The organism is Pseudophaeobacter arcticus DSM 23566, from assembly GCF_000473205.1.
Classification (GTDB): Bacteria; Pseudomonadota; Alphaproteobacteria; order Rhodobacterales; family Rhodobacteraceae; genus Pseudophaeobacter; species Pseudophaeobacter arcticus.
In genome coordinates, this window is sequence record NZ_KI421507.1 from 3,016,689 (window position 1) to 3,030,292 (window position 13,604).

The 13,604-nt window shown below is 61.3% G+C and carries 10 protein-coding genes; 3 read left to right on the forward strand and 7 right to left on the reverse strand.

Features of this window, described 5'->3' with window-relative positions; genetic code table 11:
* The first annotated feature begins 90 nt into the window (after window positions 1-90).
* Together ARCT_RS0118800 and ARCT_RS0118805 are read left to right on the forward strand one after the other, a co-directional pair.
* Window positions 91-870 (forward strand): IclR family transcriptional regulator, encoded by a 780-nt coding sequence (locus ARCT_RS0118800; protein WP_027241457.1) that lies wholly within the window; start codon window positions 91-93, stop codon window positions 868-870.
* A gap of 59 nt (window positions 871-929) precedes the next feature.
* Entirely contained in the window at window positions 930-2,285 is a 1,356-nt protein-coding gene (locus tag ARCT_RS0118805) for an aspartate aminotransferase family protein (RefSeq protein ID WP_027241458.1), read from the forward strand.
* Window positions 2,286-2,519: 234 nt separating this feature from the next.
* On the opposite strand, the gene ARCT_RS0118810 is transcribed toward ARCT_RS0118805, so the two are convergent.
* On the reverse strand, window positions 2,520-3,809 hold the full coding sequence (locus ARCT_RS0118810; protein ID WP_027241459.1) for a type I glutamate--ammonia ligase: 1,290 nt from the start codon (window positions 3,807-3,809) through the stop codon (window positions 2,520-2,522).
* 142 nt (window positions 3,810-3,951) lie between these two features.
* Window positions 3,952-5,211, reverse strand: a complete 1,260-nt coding sequence (locus ARCT_RS0118815) for a cytochrome P450 (RefSeq protein WP_027241460.1) — start codon at window positions 5,209-5,211, stop codon at window positions 3,952-3,954.
* A gap of 79 nt (window positions 5,212-5,290) precedes the next feature.
* Between ARCT_RS0118815 and ARCT_RS0118820 the strand changes: the two genes are divergently transcribed.
* The gene (locus tag ARCT_RS0118820) at window positions 5,291-5,995 is read left to right on the forward strand and encodes a type 1 glutamine amidotransferase (protein WP_027241461.1); all 705 of its coding nucleotides are present in this window, start codon (window positions 5,291-5,293) and stop codon (window positions 5,993-5,995) included.
* 97 nt (window positions 5,996-6,092) lie between these two features.
* Here the strand turns inward: ARCT_RS0118820 and ARCT_RS0118825 are convergent, their stop codons facing one another.
* The 5 genes from ARCT_RS0118825 to ARCT_RS0118845 all read right to left on the reverse strand — a co-directional run bounded on the left by ARCT_RS0118825 (window position 6,093) and on the right by ARCT_RS0118845 (window position 13,526).
* Window positions 6,093-6,743, reverse strand: a complete 651-nt coding sequence (locus ARCT_RS0118825) for a GntR family transcriptional regulator (protein WP_027241462.1) — start codon at window positions 6,741-6,743, stop codon at window positions 6,093-6,095.
* Window positions 6,744-6,876: 133 nt separating this feature from the next.
* Window positions 6,877-8,013 carry a nitronate monooxygenase gene (locus ARCT_RS0118830; protein WP_027241463.1) on the reverse strand — a complete coding sequence of 379 codons (1,137 nt, stop codon included), beginning with the start codon at window positions 8,011-8,013 and terminating at the stop codon, window positions 6,877-6,879.
* Window positions 8,010-9,992, reverse strand: a complete 1,983-nt coding sequence (locus ARCT_RS0118835; protein ID WP_027241464.1) for an acetyl/propionyl/methylcrotonyl-CoA carboxylase subunit alpha — start codon at window positions 9,990-9,992, stop codon at window positions 8,010-8,012. The genes ARCT_RS0118830 and ARCT_RS0118835 overlap by 4 nt, the downstream gene beginning before the upstream one ends.
* Before the next feature lie 17 nt (window positions 9,993-10,009).
* Window positions 10,010-11,626: an acyl-CoA carboxylase subunit beta gene (locus ARCT_RS0118840; protein WP_027241465.1), complete on the reverse strand. Its 1,617-nt coding sequence runs from the start codon at window positions 11,624-11,626 to the stop codon at window positions 10,010-10,012.
* A gap of 82 nt (window positions 11,627-11,708) precedes the next feature.
* The gene (locus ARCT_RS0118845; protein ID WP_027241466.1) at window positions 11,709-13,526 is read right to left on the reverse strand and encodes an acyclic terpene utilization AtuA family protein; all 1,818 of its coding nucleotides are present in this window, start codon (window positions 13,524-13,526) and stop codon (window positions 11,709-11,711) included.
* Between the last annotated feature and the right edge of the window lie 78 nt (window positions 13,527-13,604).

The following is a 13,604-nucleotide window of genomic DNA, read 5'->3' on the forward strand; positions in this document are numbered from 1 at the left end:
CCCGCTTATCTGTCAACAAAATATCAACACAGGCGTTTGTTTTTCCAAACTCTCGCCACGCAATTGGTCAAATGGAGTTCGGACCGACACATGGGAACTGTCAGCAAAGCCCTTTCATTGTTAAGTTTTTTCTCACCCGACCGGACCGAAATCGGGCTGAGCGACCTCACTCGCCTTTCAGGTGTAAACAAGGCAACCGTCTACCGCCTCATGGGGGAGCTGCAAGAATCAGGCTTTGTTGAACAGGGCGAAAATGATCGTGCTTATCGACTTGGGCCGCAGGTTCTGCACCTGGCAGCGCTGCGCGAAGCCTCAACCCCGATCCTGTCGGTGTCACGCCGTGTCCTGCGCGAGTTGAGCGATGAAACCGGCGAGACAACCCATGTGTCCTTGGGGCATGAAACCTGGGTGCAGACCCTCAGCCATGCCTATTCGCCGCGTCACGCCACCAAAGTCACCATGGATGACGCCCAGACCGTGACCTATCACGCCACCAGTTCTGGCCTGGTGATCCTGGCCTATGCCGATCCGGACTTTGTCGAACAGGTGCTGTCACGGCCCCTGAAAGTGCATACCAGCAAGACCATTGTCGACCCTGACGAGATCCGCGCCAAGCTGGCGCAGATCCGCAAGACCGGTCTGTCTGACACCCTGGGCAGTTTTGAGTTGGAGGTGCACTCCCATGCGGTGCCGATCTTTGGCGCAGACCACAAGGCCCTGGGCGCACTTGCCGTTGCGGCCCCCGCCTCGCGGATGTCCGACCAACAACAAGACACCATTCGCGCCGCCCTGCGCAGGGCCGGAGCCGCCCTGACCCATCGCATCGGCGGCAGCCCCCCCGCCGATTACCCGCAGGATGCTGCACCGTAACCATAGTCCCATTTCACTATACCCCGGTCCCCTGCTGGACCCGATCAGGAGTTTAGCCGATGAAAGATTCCAACTTCCTCAAGGAACACAATGCCAAATCGCTTTGGCACCCCATGGCGCATCCCGCCGACAGCCTGGCCAACCCGCCCGCCATCATCACTGGCGCATCAGGCGTGCGGATCAGCGATATTGATGGCCACGAGGTGATTGATGCCGTTGGCGGGCTATGGAACGTCAACCTCGGGTTCTCCTGCCAGCCCGTCAAGGATGCCATTGCCGCCCAGCTGGATGTGCTGCCCTACTATTCCACCTTTCGCGGCACCAGCAATGATCAGGTGATCCAGCTGGCAGAGGTCCTGAAGGACTTCTTTGCGCCCGATGGGCTGAGCCGCGCCTTCTTTACCTCCGGCGGGTCGGATTCGGTGGAAACCGCCCTGCGGCTGGCACGGCAATATCACAAGATCCGGGGGGAGGCTGCGCGGACCAAATTCCTCAGCCTCAAGAAGGGCTACCACGGCACCCATATGGGGGGCGCTTCGGTGAATGGGAACGCCAATTTCCGCACCCAGTATGAGCCGCTCCTGCCTGGCTGCCATCACATCCCCGCCCCCTACACCTATCGCAATCCCTTTCACGAGAGCGATCCGGCAAAGCTGGCACAGCTCTGCCTGCAGGCATTGGAAGATGAGATCGCCTTTCAGGGGGCGGGCACCATTGCCGCCTTTATCATGGAGCCGATTTTGGGCGCTGGCGGGGTAATCCCGCCACATGAAAGCTTCATGCCAGCTGTGCGCGAGATCTGTACCAAGCACGGCATCCTGCTGATTGCGGATGAGGTGATTACCGCCTTTGGTCGGACGGGCTCTTGGTCCGGTTCGCGCCACTGGGGGGTTCAGCCTGATTTCATGTGTACCGCCAAGGCCATCACCAATGGTTACTTCCCCTTTGGTGCGGTGATGATCGCGGATGCCGTGGCAGAGGTGTTCGAGCAGGACAAAACCGGGCGGGCGGCCATTGGCCATGGCTATACCTATTCCGGCCACCCGGTCGGCGCCGCAGCCGCGCTTGCCTGTCTGCAGGAAACCCTGCGCCTGAATGTGCCGGAAAACGCTGCAGCCCGTGGCCAGGAGTTGCATCAGGGGCTGCTGGCGCTGCAAGAAAAACACCCGCTGATCGGCGATGTCCGTGGCGGTCATGGGTTGATGTGCGCGATGGAGCTGGTGGCAGATCGCGCCAGCAAGACCCCAATCGACAAACAGACCACCACAACCCTGCAAGAGGTGACCTACCAGAACGGCGTCATGGTGCGTATTTCCGGCCCCAATATCATCCTCTCACCACCGCTGGTGCTCACCTCGCAAGACGTCCAGGGGATCCTCACCGCGCTGGAAGCCGGCTTTGCGGCGGTGCGCTAACGCAGATACAGGCGCCACCGCAGCCGACCATAGGTCGGCTGCCACCAGATACCATGGCGGGCCCGAAGCATCTGCTTCGGGCCCGCTGCTTCTCATAGCGCCGCTATCGCGGCGCGGCTGCTCTATATGGCAAGAATGCCTGCTGTCGCACAGGCTGCCCAGCCGCCAAGCCCGGTTTCGCCAGCCTCCCCAGCCTCGCCCGCCTCACCCACCTGGCCAGTGCCGCACAAAGCTCTAGACAAAATGTACGTAAAAATCCCGCATCCCGTCGCCTTCAAGGTCCCGGGTTTTGCGCACTTCCTTGCGCTTCATATAGACGTGATTGGCCACCAGATCCGCGCCCACAGCCTCTGACAGCACTGTATCACGTTCCAGATCCTCCACCGCGCCTTTCAGGTCAATCGCCGTCCCCTCACGCGCATCGGTGCGATCAAAGCCATCCCCGGTCTCCATCGGCGGCAGCTCATAGCCCTTCTCCACCCCCAGCAGTGATGCCTGCAAAACCGCTGCCACCGAGGTATAGGGATTGGAAGAGGCATCTGCCATCCGATGCTCCAGCCGCGCCTTGGCGCCCCCCTCCGAGCTGATCCGCGTGGTCACATTGCGATGATCGCCCCCCCAGTTCTGCCAATAGCCAGACAGCGATCCAGGCTGCAGCCGCATGTAGCTGTTGGCCGTGGGCGCAATCAGCCCGGCCAGGCCCTTGTGATGCTGCAACAGCCCAGCCAGACAGCCCCGCGCCAGATCATTCATATGCTCAGGTCCGCCCCGCGGCCCTGAGGCAAGCGCATTGCCGCCGGCCTCATCCACAAAAGAAAAGTTGATATGCATGCCAGATCCGCCCGCCTCAGCCACCGGTTTGGGCATGAAGGTCAACACAATACCATATTCCAGCGCGATCTCCCGCGCCATCAGGCGGAACAACACGATATCATCCACCGCTTTCACCGCATCATCAAAGGTCAGCGTGTATTCAAACTGCGGCGAGTCGAACTCCGCCGTGATCATATCCAGCGAGAAGCCCATCTCATCCGCCATCGCCCAGATCCGGTCATTGAACCGCAAAGGATCCGCAAAAGGCCCGGTGCCATAGACCACGCCGCCGGGCGCATCATAGGGCATCAACCGGCCGCGATCATCAGCCTGAAGCGCATAGGCTTCCAGCTCGATCCCCACCTTCGGGGTCAAGCCCCGCGCCTGCCAAGCCGAAACCGCGCGTTTCAGTGCCCCACGCGGGCAAAGCGACAAAGGCACCCCCTCAACATCATAGAGATCTCCCAACACCACTTTTGTCGAGGCATGCCAACTGTCGCGAATATCGTCATGCTGCCAGCGCAGTTCCATATCCGGCATCCCCTGCTTGACCAAAGATCCCGGTGCATCCAACAGATCACGATCATAATGGGTGCCAAAGACAGAGCGGCAAAACCGGGTGTCCCCATCGCCGATCTTGGAATTGGGCAGGTATTTCCCCCGCATGATGCTGAGGTGGTCGCAAAACATCGCACGCAAGCGGGTCTTCATGGGGGGAATCCTTCCGGGTTGGAGACATTAAATTGGGTCGGCTGCACTTGTTCTACCGCAGTGCTTGTCAGGTATTTACTTAACATATTTAGCGCCCCACGGGGACCCATTTTCGCAGGGCCGCCAAAAAGGCACCAAAAGATCAGCGCCGGGTGACACGCACCGGCAATTGCTTGATGCCGCCGACAAAATTTGAACGCAGGAATTTCTGTGGCCCATCAGCTTCAATATGACTGATCCGTTTTGCCAGCTCTTGGAACAACACCGTGACCTCCAGCCGGGCCAGCCACATGCCCAGACACACATGCGGGCCAAACTGGCCAAAGGACAGATGGCGATTGGGGCTGCGCATCAGGTTTACCCGGAACGGATCTTCAAAATAGCTCTCATCGCGATTGGCCGAGATAAACCAGTATAGCACCTTGTCGCCCGCGCGAATGGTCTTGTCATGCATCTCAAAATCCTGCGTCGCGGTGCGGCGGAAATAGAGCGCAGGCGTGGCCCAGCGGATGATCTCATCCGCCGCCGTCTCCCAGACCGCGCCGCCCGCCTGCATCTGCACCAAAAGCTCAGGCTGGTGACACAGCGCCTGAATACCCGCCGCAATAGAGTAGCGGGTGGTATCATTTCCCGCCGCCACCAAAAGGCAAAAGAAATTACGGAATTCGGTCTCGGTTATGGTGGAGCCATCCTTGGCAGGCTCCAAAATCATATTGAGCACCCCTGCGGTATCCCCCGCCTTTGCCTTCGCCGCCATCAGCTCCTTGGCATAGACATAAAGCTCCGCCCCGGCTGGCGAATTAAACGGCATCATCCGGTATTCATCCGTTTGCAGCTTATCCATGACATGGGCGGTAAAATCGGGGTCGGTATTGGCGATCAAGGCATCGCCCTTCTCCACCAGCCAGGGCAGATCCGCCTCTGGCAGCCCCACAACCCGGCCAAGCATCCGCATCGGCAGTTGCCGGGCGATGTCCTTGGTGGCATCAAAGCTGCCCTGCTCCAGCACCGGGTCCAGGATCTCGGCACAGATATCGCGGATCTCCTGTTCATACTGCGCCATGCTGGTCTTGGAGAAGGCCTTCATCAGCTTCATCCGCACCTTGGAATGCTCCGGCGGATCGGTCTCCTGAAAGGTGCGCCGCGCCAGATATTCCTCATAGCTCTGGTCTTCCATGCGGATGCCCCGCGCCGAGGAAAATACCTCGGTGTTCTTGTTCATCCGGGTGATGTCCTCATAGCGGGTCACCGACCAAAAATCCTCACCGCCAGCGTATTTGGTCCAGTGCAGCGGATCCTCGCGGCGCAGACGCGCAAAGGTGTTATGCGGCGCGCCATTGGCAAAGGTGTCGTGACTGCTCAGGTCGGCATGGCCGTCGTCCTGTGGTGTCCAGATGGTCATAATTGGCTTCCCGAATGGCTCCTTTATGTATACTATTTAACATCATAAATATGTAAATAAAAAACTCACGAGCCAAAACATGCACTTAGCGATTCTTGTTACCAATACAGACAAAAGCAGCTTTGCCGCCCAGCATCCTCTGGATGGTGAGAAATTCACCCGGCTCATCCATTTGGCACGACCAGACTGGCAGACAACAGCCTTTCAGATCCACGAGGGTCACCTCCCGAGGGATCTGGATACATTTGACGGCGCCTTGATCACCGGCAGCCCGGCGTCGACCCGCAGCGGATTGCCCTGGATCGCGCCATTGCTGGAGCTGATACAACAGATCGAGACAGCCCAGCTGCCGCTGTTTGGCGCCTGCTTTGGGCATCAGGCAATCGCCCTGGCTCTGGGTGGAGGTGTGGAAACAAACCCGAATGGCTGGGTCCACGGGCTGATCCCCAACCAAATGCGCGCAAGGCCTGCTTGGGCGCAGCAGCTGCCCGCAGATTTCAATCTCTATGGCTCGCACAGCGAATATGTTGCACGGCTGCCAGCCCAGGCCCGGGAAAGCGCAACCAGCACCGGGTTGAACGCCGGGTTTTACATCGGAAACCACATCTGGACCAGCCAACACCACCCGGAAATGAGCCCTGAGTTCATCACCGCGCTCACCCGGGAAATGCGCGAGGATCTCGGCCCCGAGCGTTATGCCCAGGCCCAAGATAGCCTGTCCCAGCCCGCAGATCAGGCCGCCTTTGCCGAAAGCCTGGCACGGTTCTATGAACAAGCGCAGTAATTAGAGCAGGTCCAGCCAGACCAAAACCGGAGAGACCGCCGCCTGCGGCCCACCTTTCATCTTTCTTCAGGTGTTGCCGCCAGAGGCAAAACAGCTCTCAGCCAAGCGCGGCCAATAGATCCATCACGGTGACCTGATCAAACTGCACATGCTGGATCATCCGCAGCTCCGCCGCTGTCTGGTCATGTGCATAGATCAACTCGGCAATTTCGCGATGTTCTTTTGCCGATTGCATGATCGAGCCCGGATATTGATATCGCGCCCGGTAATAGGCCATCAGCTTGCGCGCGTTGGTCTTGATCATCTCAACCAGGAACGGGTTCCCCGCCCCCAGGGCCACGCCTGCATGAAACCGCAGGTTCAGCTGGTAATAGCCATCGGGATCGCCATCCCCCTTCTCGGCGGCATGGGCTTCACAGGCCTGGACGATCTCTTCCAGCTCACCGGCCTGGACCGCCGTCATCCGCCGCGCTGCCAGGCCAGCCGCCTGGCCTTCGAGATTTGCATGCACTTCCAGGATCGCCAGAAACTCTTCCAGTGTAGGTTTGAACAGGACCGCGCCCTTGCGCGGCAAACGGCGGATAAGCCCCGCAGCCTCCAGCTGGATAAAGACCTCCCGGATCGGCGTACGAGACACCAAATGACGCGCCGCAAGACCGGCCTCGTCCAGCACATCGCCCGGGTTCAACTGCCCCGCGTCAATATCCGCAAGGATCGCGTTCAATAGCCCTTCACTCTGTCCTGCCACTGCTGCTGCCCTGCCCTCTGTTGCCGCGTGATCTGGCCTGACCATAGGTGGCGAGCCAGGACAAGGCAACAAAGCCGCCGCAGGGCAACAGCACTGGCTCTGCAACAGATCCGGCCTGCAAACAGCTCTGGCGTCACTCTGCCAACAGGGCGCCAAGCCGCTCGTAGGCTGTCAAAAAATCTTCCTTGAACTCCTGCACCACACCACCGGCAGACATTGCCTGGTTCATCAGGCCGACCCCCTGTCCAACCCAATAGGTGGCCAGATCCTGCGCCCCTGCGTGGCCCGTTTGGGAGATCTGATCAATCCGGTGCAACGCGGGTTCGGACACCAAAGTCTGCAACGGCATCGGCAAGGGTGTTGGCGCCCCCTTGCCCTCCCAGGCCTCGGTCCAGGCGCTGATCAACTGGCGCGAGGGCTTGCCGGTACGCGAGCGTGAACGCACGGTGTCGCGGCTGCTGGCCGCCAGCATTTTTTCCTTCACCACCGGGTTGGTCTCCGCCTCTGCCGTCGTCAGCCAGACCGAGCCGCACCAGGCCCCTGCCGCGCCCATCGCCATGGCAGCCGCCATCTGTCCGCCGGTGGCAATACCCCCCGCCGCCAGCACCGGCACGCCGGATCCGGCAATGGCCTGCACCACCTCGGGCACCAGAACCATGGTTGAAATCTCCCCGGTGTGGCCTCCCGCCTCACCGCCCGCGGCGATGATCACATCCACCCCGGCTGCGACCTGGGCGCGGGCGTGCTGCGCCGTGCCCACCAGGGCGCCGACCACCACCCCCTGCGCCTTGCCGCGCTCCAGCATATCCTGCGGTGGCAACCCCAGCGCATTGGCGATCAAGGCAATCGGGTGGGAAAAGGCCACATCCAGACTGCGCCGTGCCCCCTCGGAGCTGATATTTTGGCGAAACACCAACCGATCCGCCCGTGCAGGCTCCAGATCACCCGGTTCTACCCCATGGTGTTGCAGCAATTCACTGGCAAAATCCTTATGCTCCTCGGGGACCATGGCCAGAATGGCCGCATCCGGGAGATCCTCGCCCTTGGCCTCAAATTTGTTCGGCACGATAAGGTCAACACCATAGGGTTTGCCCTTCACATGGGCATCAATCCAAGACAGCTCTTCTTCCAGCTCCTCGGGCGACATCATCGCGGCGCCAAACACCCCCATACCGCCGGCATTGGTGACTGCGGCCACCACGTCGCGGCAATGGGAAAAGGCAAAAAGCGGAAATTCGATACCAAGCCGCTTGCAGAGATCCGAGTTCATTCCGTGCCCTCCTGGGTCGCTTTATCCTGTTCGATCCGCACCAGCAGATCGCCTGCCTTAACCTGACTTGGAGCCGTGACTGCAATTTCGCTCACTGTGCCTGCGACCTCGGCCAGCATCTCGTGCTGCATCTTCATCGCCTCCAGCACCGCAAGACGGGTGCCAATCTCAACCCGGTCGCCGGTGCCGACGCAGAGTTCCAGCAGGTTGCCATGCATCGGAGCCCGCGTCTCGCCGCCGCCTGCGACCGCCGCAGCCCCCCTGCCCGCCCGCAAGCGGGACAGTTTCAACATCCGCGCCCCTGTCGCCAGATACAGATCATCCGCGACCATCAGATGGCGGCGCAGATCCACCCGCAGCCCGTCCAACCGCAGGCAGTCGCCCTGTTGCTCCAGGTGATGCTCGGCTTCGCCTACCAGCACGTGGATGCCATCGCGGCCCTGGCGCAGCAGCACAGTCACCGGATCACCCCCGACCGCCAGCACCAGCCGCGCCTGCATGTCTCCCTGGCTGGACCAGCCCAGCAGTTCTGCCGGGAGGGTAGCCTGTTGCGCCATTGCCGCCTGATCGGCGCGGTAGATCAGACCTGCTGCCAGCGCCACATCCGCGCTGGTGACCTTGGTCGGCACCAAAGGATCAAAGTGGTCCGCAATAAAGCCGGTGGTGGCGCGACCTTTGGCAAACTCCGCATGGCTGAGCACATCAATCAGAAAATCCCGGTTGCAGGCAGGTCCAAAGATCACCGTATCCCCCAGCGCCGCAATCAGGCGTTCCAGCGCCTCGGCTCGCGTGGCACCATGGGCGATGATCTTGGCCAGCATCGGGTCATAAAAGGCAGAGACCTGCTGCCCGGATGTAATGCCCGCATCCACCCGGATGCCCGGCCCGCTGGGCGGCTGCCAGAGGTTGATCACCCCGGATTGTGGCAAAAAGCCCTGACTTGGGTCTTCACCATAGAGCCGCACTTCGATGGCATGCCCCGTCAGCGCCACATCCTGTTGCGCCAGTCCCAGCGCCTCACCGCGCGCCGCACGGATCTGCAGCGCCACCAGATCCAGCCCGGTGACCAGTTCGGTAACCGGATGCTCCACCTGCAGGCGGGTGTTCATCTCCAGAAAGTAGAAGGCCCCATCCGCATCCAGTAGGAACTCCACCGTTCCCGCGCCCAGATAGCTGATGGCCCGGGCGGCCTCCACCGCAGCCGCGCCCATTTCAGCGCGCAGCTTGGGCGTCATCACCGGACAGGGGGCCTCTTCCACCACCTTCTGATGGCGGCGCTGCACCGAGCAGTCGCGCTCGCCCAGGTGGATGGTATTGCCACTGGCATCGGCAAAGATCTGGATCTCCACGTGGCGCGGGCGCATCACCGCCTTTTCCAGGATCATCTCTTGCGAACCAAAGGCAGACAGCGCTTCGCTTTTGGCCAGCTCCAAGGCCGTGGCAAAACCTTCGGGGGCAGTGACCAGCCGCATGCCACGGCCACCACCGCCTGCCGCCGCCTTGATCATCACCGGATAGCCAATCTTTGCCGCCTCCGCCGCCAGCACCGCCGACGACTGATCCGCGCCCTCATAGCCGGGAACGCAGGGAACCCCCGCTTCGATCATGCGCCGTTTGGCGGCAGCCTTGTTGCCCATCAGGGCAATGGACGCCGCGCTGGGGCCAATGAAGGTGAGGCCAGCCGCAGTGCAGGCCTGGGCAAATTCGGCATTCTCCGACAGGAAGCCATAGCCGGGATGCACCGCCTGCGCGCCTGCCTCCTGGGCGGCGGCCAAAACCTTGGCCGCATCCAGATAGCTGTCGCCCACCGGGCCGGTGCCAATGCAGATGGCGCGATCAGCAAAACCCACATGCGGGCTATCTGCGTCTGCCTCGGTATAGACCGCTATGCAGGTGATCCCCATAGCGCGCGCCGTGCGCATGATACGCAGGGCGATCTCGCCCCTATTGGCCACCAGGATTGAGTTGAACTCTGTCATCATCTGGTCCTCTCCCATCAGGCCCGCCCCACGCCAAAGGCATTGGGGTTGAGATCACGGCGACCTGCCTCCCTGCAGGTGGCCAGGCAAAAGCCAATCACCGCCCGGCTGTCGCGCGGATCAATCATGCCCATGTCCAGCATCCGCCCTGAGGTGAAAAATGCATCCGACTGACTGTCAAAATGCGCAGCAATTCCCGCGCTCTGCTTGGCCAGGCGGGCCTCGTCCACCGGGATACCCTTGCGCGCCGCGGTGCGCCGCGCCACCTGCTCCATGGTCAGGGCGGCCTGTTCGCCCCCCATCACACCGGTCATGGCATTTGGCCAGGTGAACAGGAAATCCGCGCCAAAGGCATGGCCACACATGCCGTAGTTGCCAGCACCAAAACTGGCCCCGGTATAGAGCGAGATCTTGGGCACCCGCAGGTTGGTCACCGCCTGGATCATTTTTGAGCCATGTTTGATCATGCCTGCGCGCTCATAGGCGGTGCCCACCATATAGCCGGTGGTATTGCCCAGAAAGATCACCGGCGTGCCGGCCTGATCCATCAACTGCAAGAAATGCGTCGCCTTGGTGGCGCCATCCGGGTCAATCGGGCCATTGTTGCCCAGAATGCCCACTGGCTGGCCCATGATATGCGCCTGCAGGCAGACCAGAGCCGGGCCATAATCCGGCTTGAAATCCCGCAACCGAGACCCATCCACCAGCCGCGCTGCCAGCTCGTGCATGTCATAGGGTTTGCGGTAGTCCGCCGGGATGGCCCCGGCCAGCTCTTCGCTGTCATATTGGGGCAGGTCATAGGCGACGGCGGGGGCAGCGCAGTTTTGCCAGCCCAGTCCCGCCACCACATCGCGGGCGATCTCCAGGCCATGGGCATCATCCTCGGCCAGGTATTCCACCAGCCCGGTAATTTCGGCATGCATCTGGGCGCCGCCCAGATCGGCATCCTCGGCGATTTCGCCGGTTGCGGCCTGCACCAAGGCGCCCCCCGCCAGCATCGCCATGCCGTTGCCTTTAACCCCGATCACATAATCCGACAGCCCCGGCTGATAAGCGCCGCCAGCGGTTGAGGCCCCGTGCAACACGGTGATCACCGGGTTTCCCGCCGCCGAAAGCCGCGCCAGACCGGCAAACATGCCGCCACCATGGGCCCAGAGTTCAACCGTGTAGCGGGTCAGATCCGCTCCGGCGCTTTCGACCAGATGCACAAAGGGCAGCTTTTGCTTCAGTGCGATCTCAATTGCACCCAGCGCCTTGTCCACCGATTTCCCGGTCATCGCTCCGGCATTGATGCCGGCATCATCCACAAAAACCATGCAGCGCACGCCAGACACATAGCCAATCCCCAGAAGGATCGAGGCCCCGGGGATCGAGGTCTCAGGATCCGGGTCATCCACCAGATAAGACGCCATGTTGTACAGCTCAAGAAATGGCATGCCGGGATCCAGCAAAGCCGCCAGACGTTCGCGCGGCGACAGCTGGCCGCGCTTGTCAAAGACCGGGCGGCGCTGTTCCGATTTGGCGGTAGCGCGGGCTTCCAAGCTGCGCATCCTATCCACCTGCGCCAGCATATCGGCGCGGTTCTGGGCATAGCTGTCACTGCCCGTGCTGATCCTGCTTTGAAAAGCCTTCATCGACATGTCCTCATTGGGTTGGTCTTGCCGCAGGGCAGAGATGCTGCTGCCCCGTGATTTATTGGTATATCATCTTGCCCCATCATACCGCACCAGGCAGGCGCCCGAGCAGATCCGCGTCTACGGCAATGGGGGCCGCCAGCAGCAGTTGGGCATAGCCCTTGGCCTGCGGGTCATTGCGCAGCGACGAGGTGCCGCCACCGCCCAGCGCGCCGTGCAAAAGCACATTCATCGAGGCAGAACCGGGCAGGTAAAACCGCTCAATTGCCTCGGTCCCGGCCCCATCCAGAAAATGGCCAAACACCTGGTGCAAATGCGCAGGCGTCAGACCAGCCCAGATCCAGGGCATCCATGCTGGATCGCGCGCCATCACGCCGATATTGGCGATATCGCCCTTGTCGCCGCTGCGGGCCCAGGCCAGCTCGACCAGCGGCACCTGGATAATATTTTTCGCTTTGGAAACCAGGGGGGCCTCTGGCAGACTGGGGCGCGCTGCCACAGCAACAGCGGGGCCTTGAACCTCTGGGCACTGCACCTCTCCTGCCTCGTCCAGCAGGCGCAGCTGCACCTGTTGTTTGGGGGTGAGATAGGAAAACAGCGCCATCACCGGCGAAGGTTTGGGGCGCGCACCTGCAAAGCCGCTCAACCCCGGTGGCGTTGCCAGACCCAGGCCGGTGGCCTCTTTCAGAAACAGAGCCACGGCGCGGGCATCCGGATGGCGAACGGCGATCTTGACCGCCACCTCGCGCTGGGGGGCCACCTCGCGTCTTTTGCCAAACTGGCTTTCAGTGCCCAGCAGCTCCACGCTGACATCGGTGTAGTCCGGAGCCTGCATCCGCTGCAGCGCCGCGCGGCAGCGTTTCAGCACCGTGTCGGCAAAATGCCGGGCCTTCTCTTCTGCTTCCAGCCCATAGAAGGTGAAAATATGCCCCGAGCGAAAGCCATCGGCCCAGGTCAGGCAGGTCTTGTAGCTGTCCGGCACCCCCAAACCGCGCGCGCCCGAGACCAGAACCCGGTCGGGTGCGACCTCCTCCAATACCACCTCCGAGAAATCGCAGGCCACATCAGGCAACAGGTAGGCCTGTGGATCGCCGATTTCATAGAGCATCTGTTCGCCAACGGTGCCGCGCGACACCAGCCCGCCCGAGCCTGCGGGCTTTGACACCTCAAAACTGCCATCCCTGCGGATAGCCGCGACGGGATAGCCGATATCCGCCAGGTTTTCTGCCACCAGCCGCCAATCGGTAAAATTGCCACCGGTCGCCTGTGGGCCACATTCCAGAATATGACCGGCCAGGCTGCCACCGGCCAGCGCATCCAGATCATTTGTGGTCCAGCCAAAGTGATGGATTGCCGCGCCCAGTGTCACCGCACTGTCGACGCAGCGCCCGGTCACCACAATATCCGCGCCGCGATCCAGCGCGGCGGCAATGGGAAAGGCGCCAAGATAGGCGTTGATACTGGCGATCTTTTCCACCGGCGGCAAAGATGTGCCACGGAACATATCCCGTGGCGCAGCCTCGGCGATCTCCGCTGCGCGGGCCAAAAGATCATCGCCGGTGACGACTGCAACCTTGAGCCTCAGCTCCTGTTTCTTGATCTCCACCCGCAGAGCAGCCGCGCAGGCCTCGGGGTTCATACCACCGGCATTGGAGACAATCCGCACGCCTTGTTTTGCAATCTCGGCAAGGTTTGGCGCCATGGCCGCGCTGACAAAATCAGTGGCATAGCCTGTGGTGGGATCTTTGTCCCGCGCCCTTGCCAGGATCGCCATGGTGATCTCGGCGAGGTAGTCATAGACGATAAAATCGAGCCCCCCAGCCGCCAAAAGCTGCGGTGTCGCGACGCTGGAGTCTCCCCAGAATCCGCTGGCACCGCCAATGCGCAAATGCTGTGACATTCTCTCCTCCTTCTGGCAGGCTACAGCACCAGACTGACCCACAAATTCACGAACAGACTGATCGTTCTGTTTTAATCT

Coding starts and splice junctions, on each gene's coding strand:
- ARCT_RS0118800 (WP_027241457.1), top strand. CDS start 91: ATGGGAACTGTCAGCAAAGCCCTTTCATTGTTAAGTTTTTTCTCACCC.
- ARCT_RS0118805 (WP_027241458.1), top strand. CDS start 930: ATGAAAGATTCCAACTTCCTCAAGGAACACAATGCCAAATCGCTTTGG.
- ARCT_RS0118810 (WP_027241459.1), bottom strand. CDS start 3,809: ATGAAGACCCGCTTGCGTGCGATGTTTTGCGACCACCTCAGCATCATG.
- ARCT_RS0118815 (WP_027241460.1), bottom strand. CDS start 5,211: ATGACCATCTGGACACCACAGGACGACGGCCATGCCGACCTGAGCAGT.
- ARCT_RS0118820 (WP_027241461.1), top strand. CDS start 5,291: ATGCACTTAGCGATTCTTGTTACCAATACAGACAAAAGCAGCTTTGCC.
- ARCT_RS0118830 (WP_027241463.1), bottom strand. CDS start 8,013: ATGAACTCGGATCTCTGCAAGCGGCTTGGTATCGAATTTCCGCTTTTT.
- ARCT_RS0118835 (WP_027241464.1), bottom strand. CDS start 9,992: ATGACAGAGTTCAACTCAATCCTGGTGGCCAATAGGGGCGAGATCGCC.
- ARCT_RS0118840 (WP_027241465.1), bottom strand. CDS start 11,626: ATGAAGGCTTTTCAAAGCAGGATCAGCACGGGCAGTGACAGCTATGCC.
- ARCT_RS0118845 (WP_027241466.1), bottom strand. CDS start 13,526: ATGTCACAGCATTTGCGCATTGGCGGTGCCAGCGGATTCTGGGGAGAC.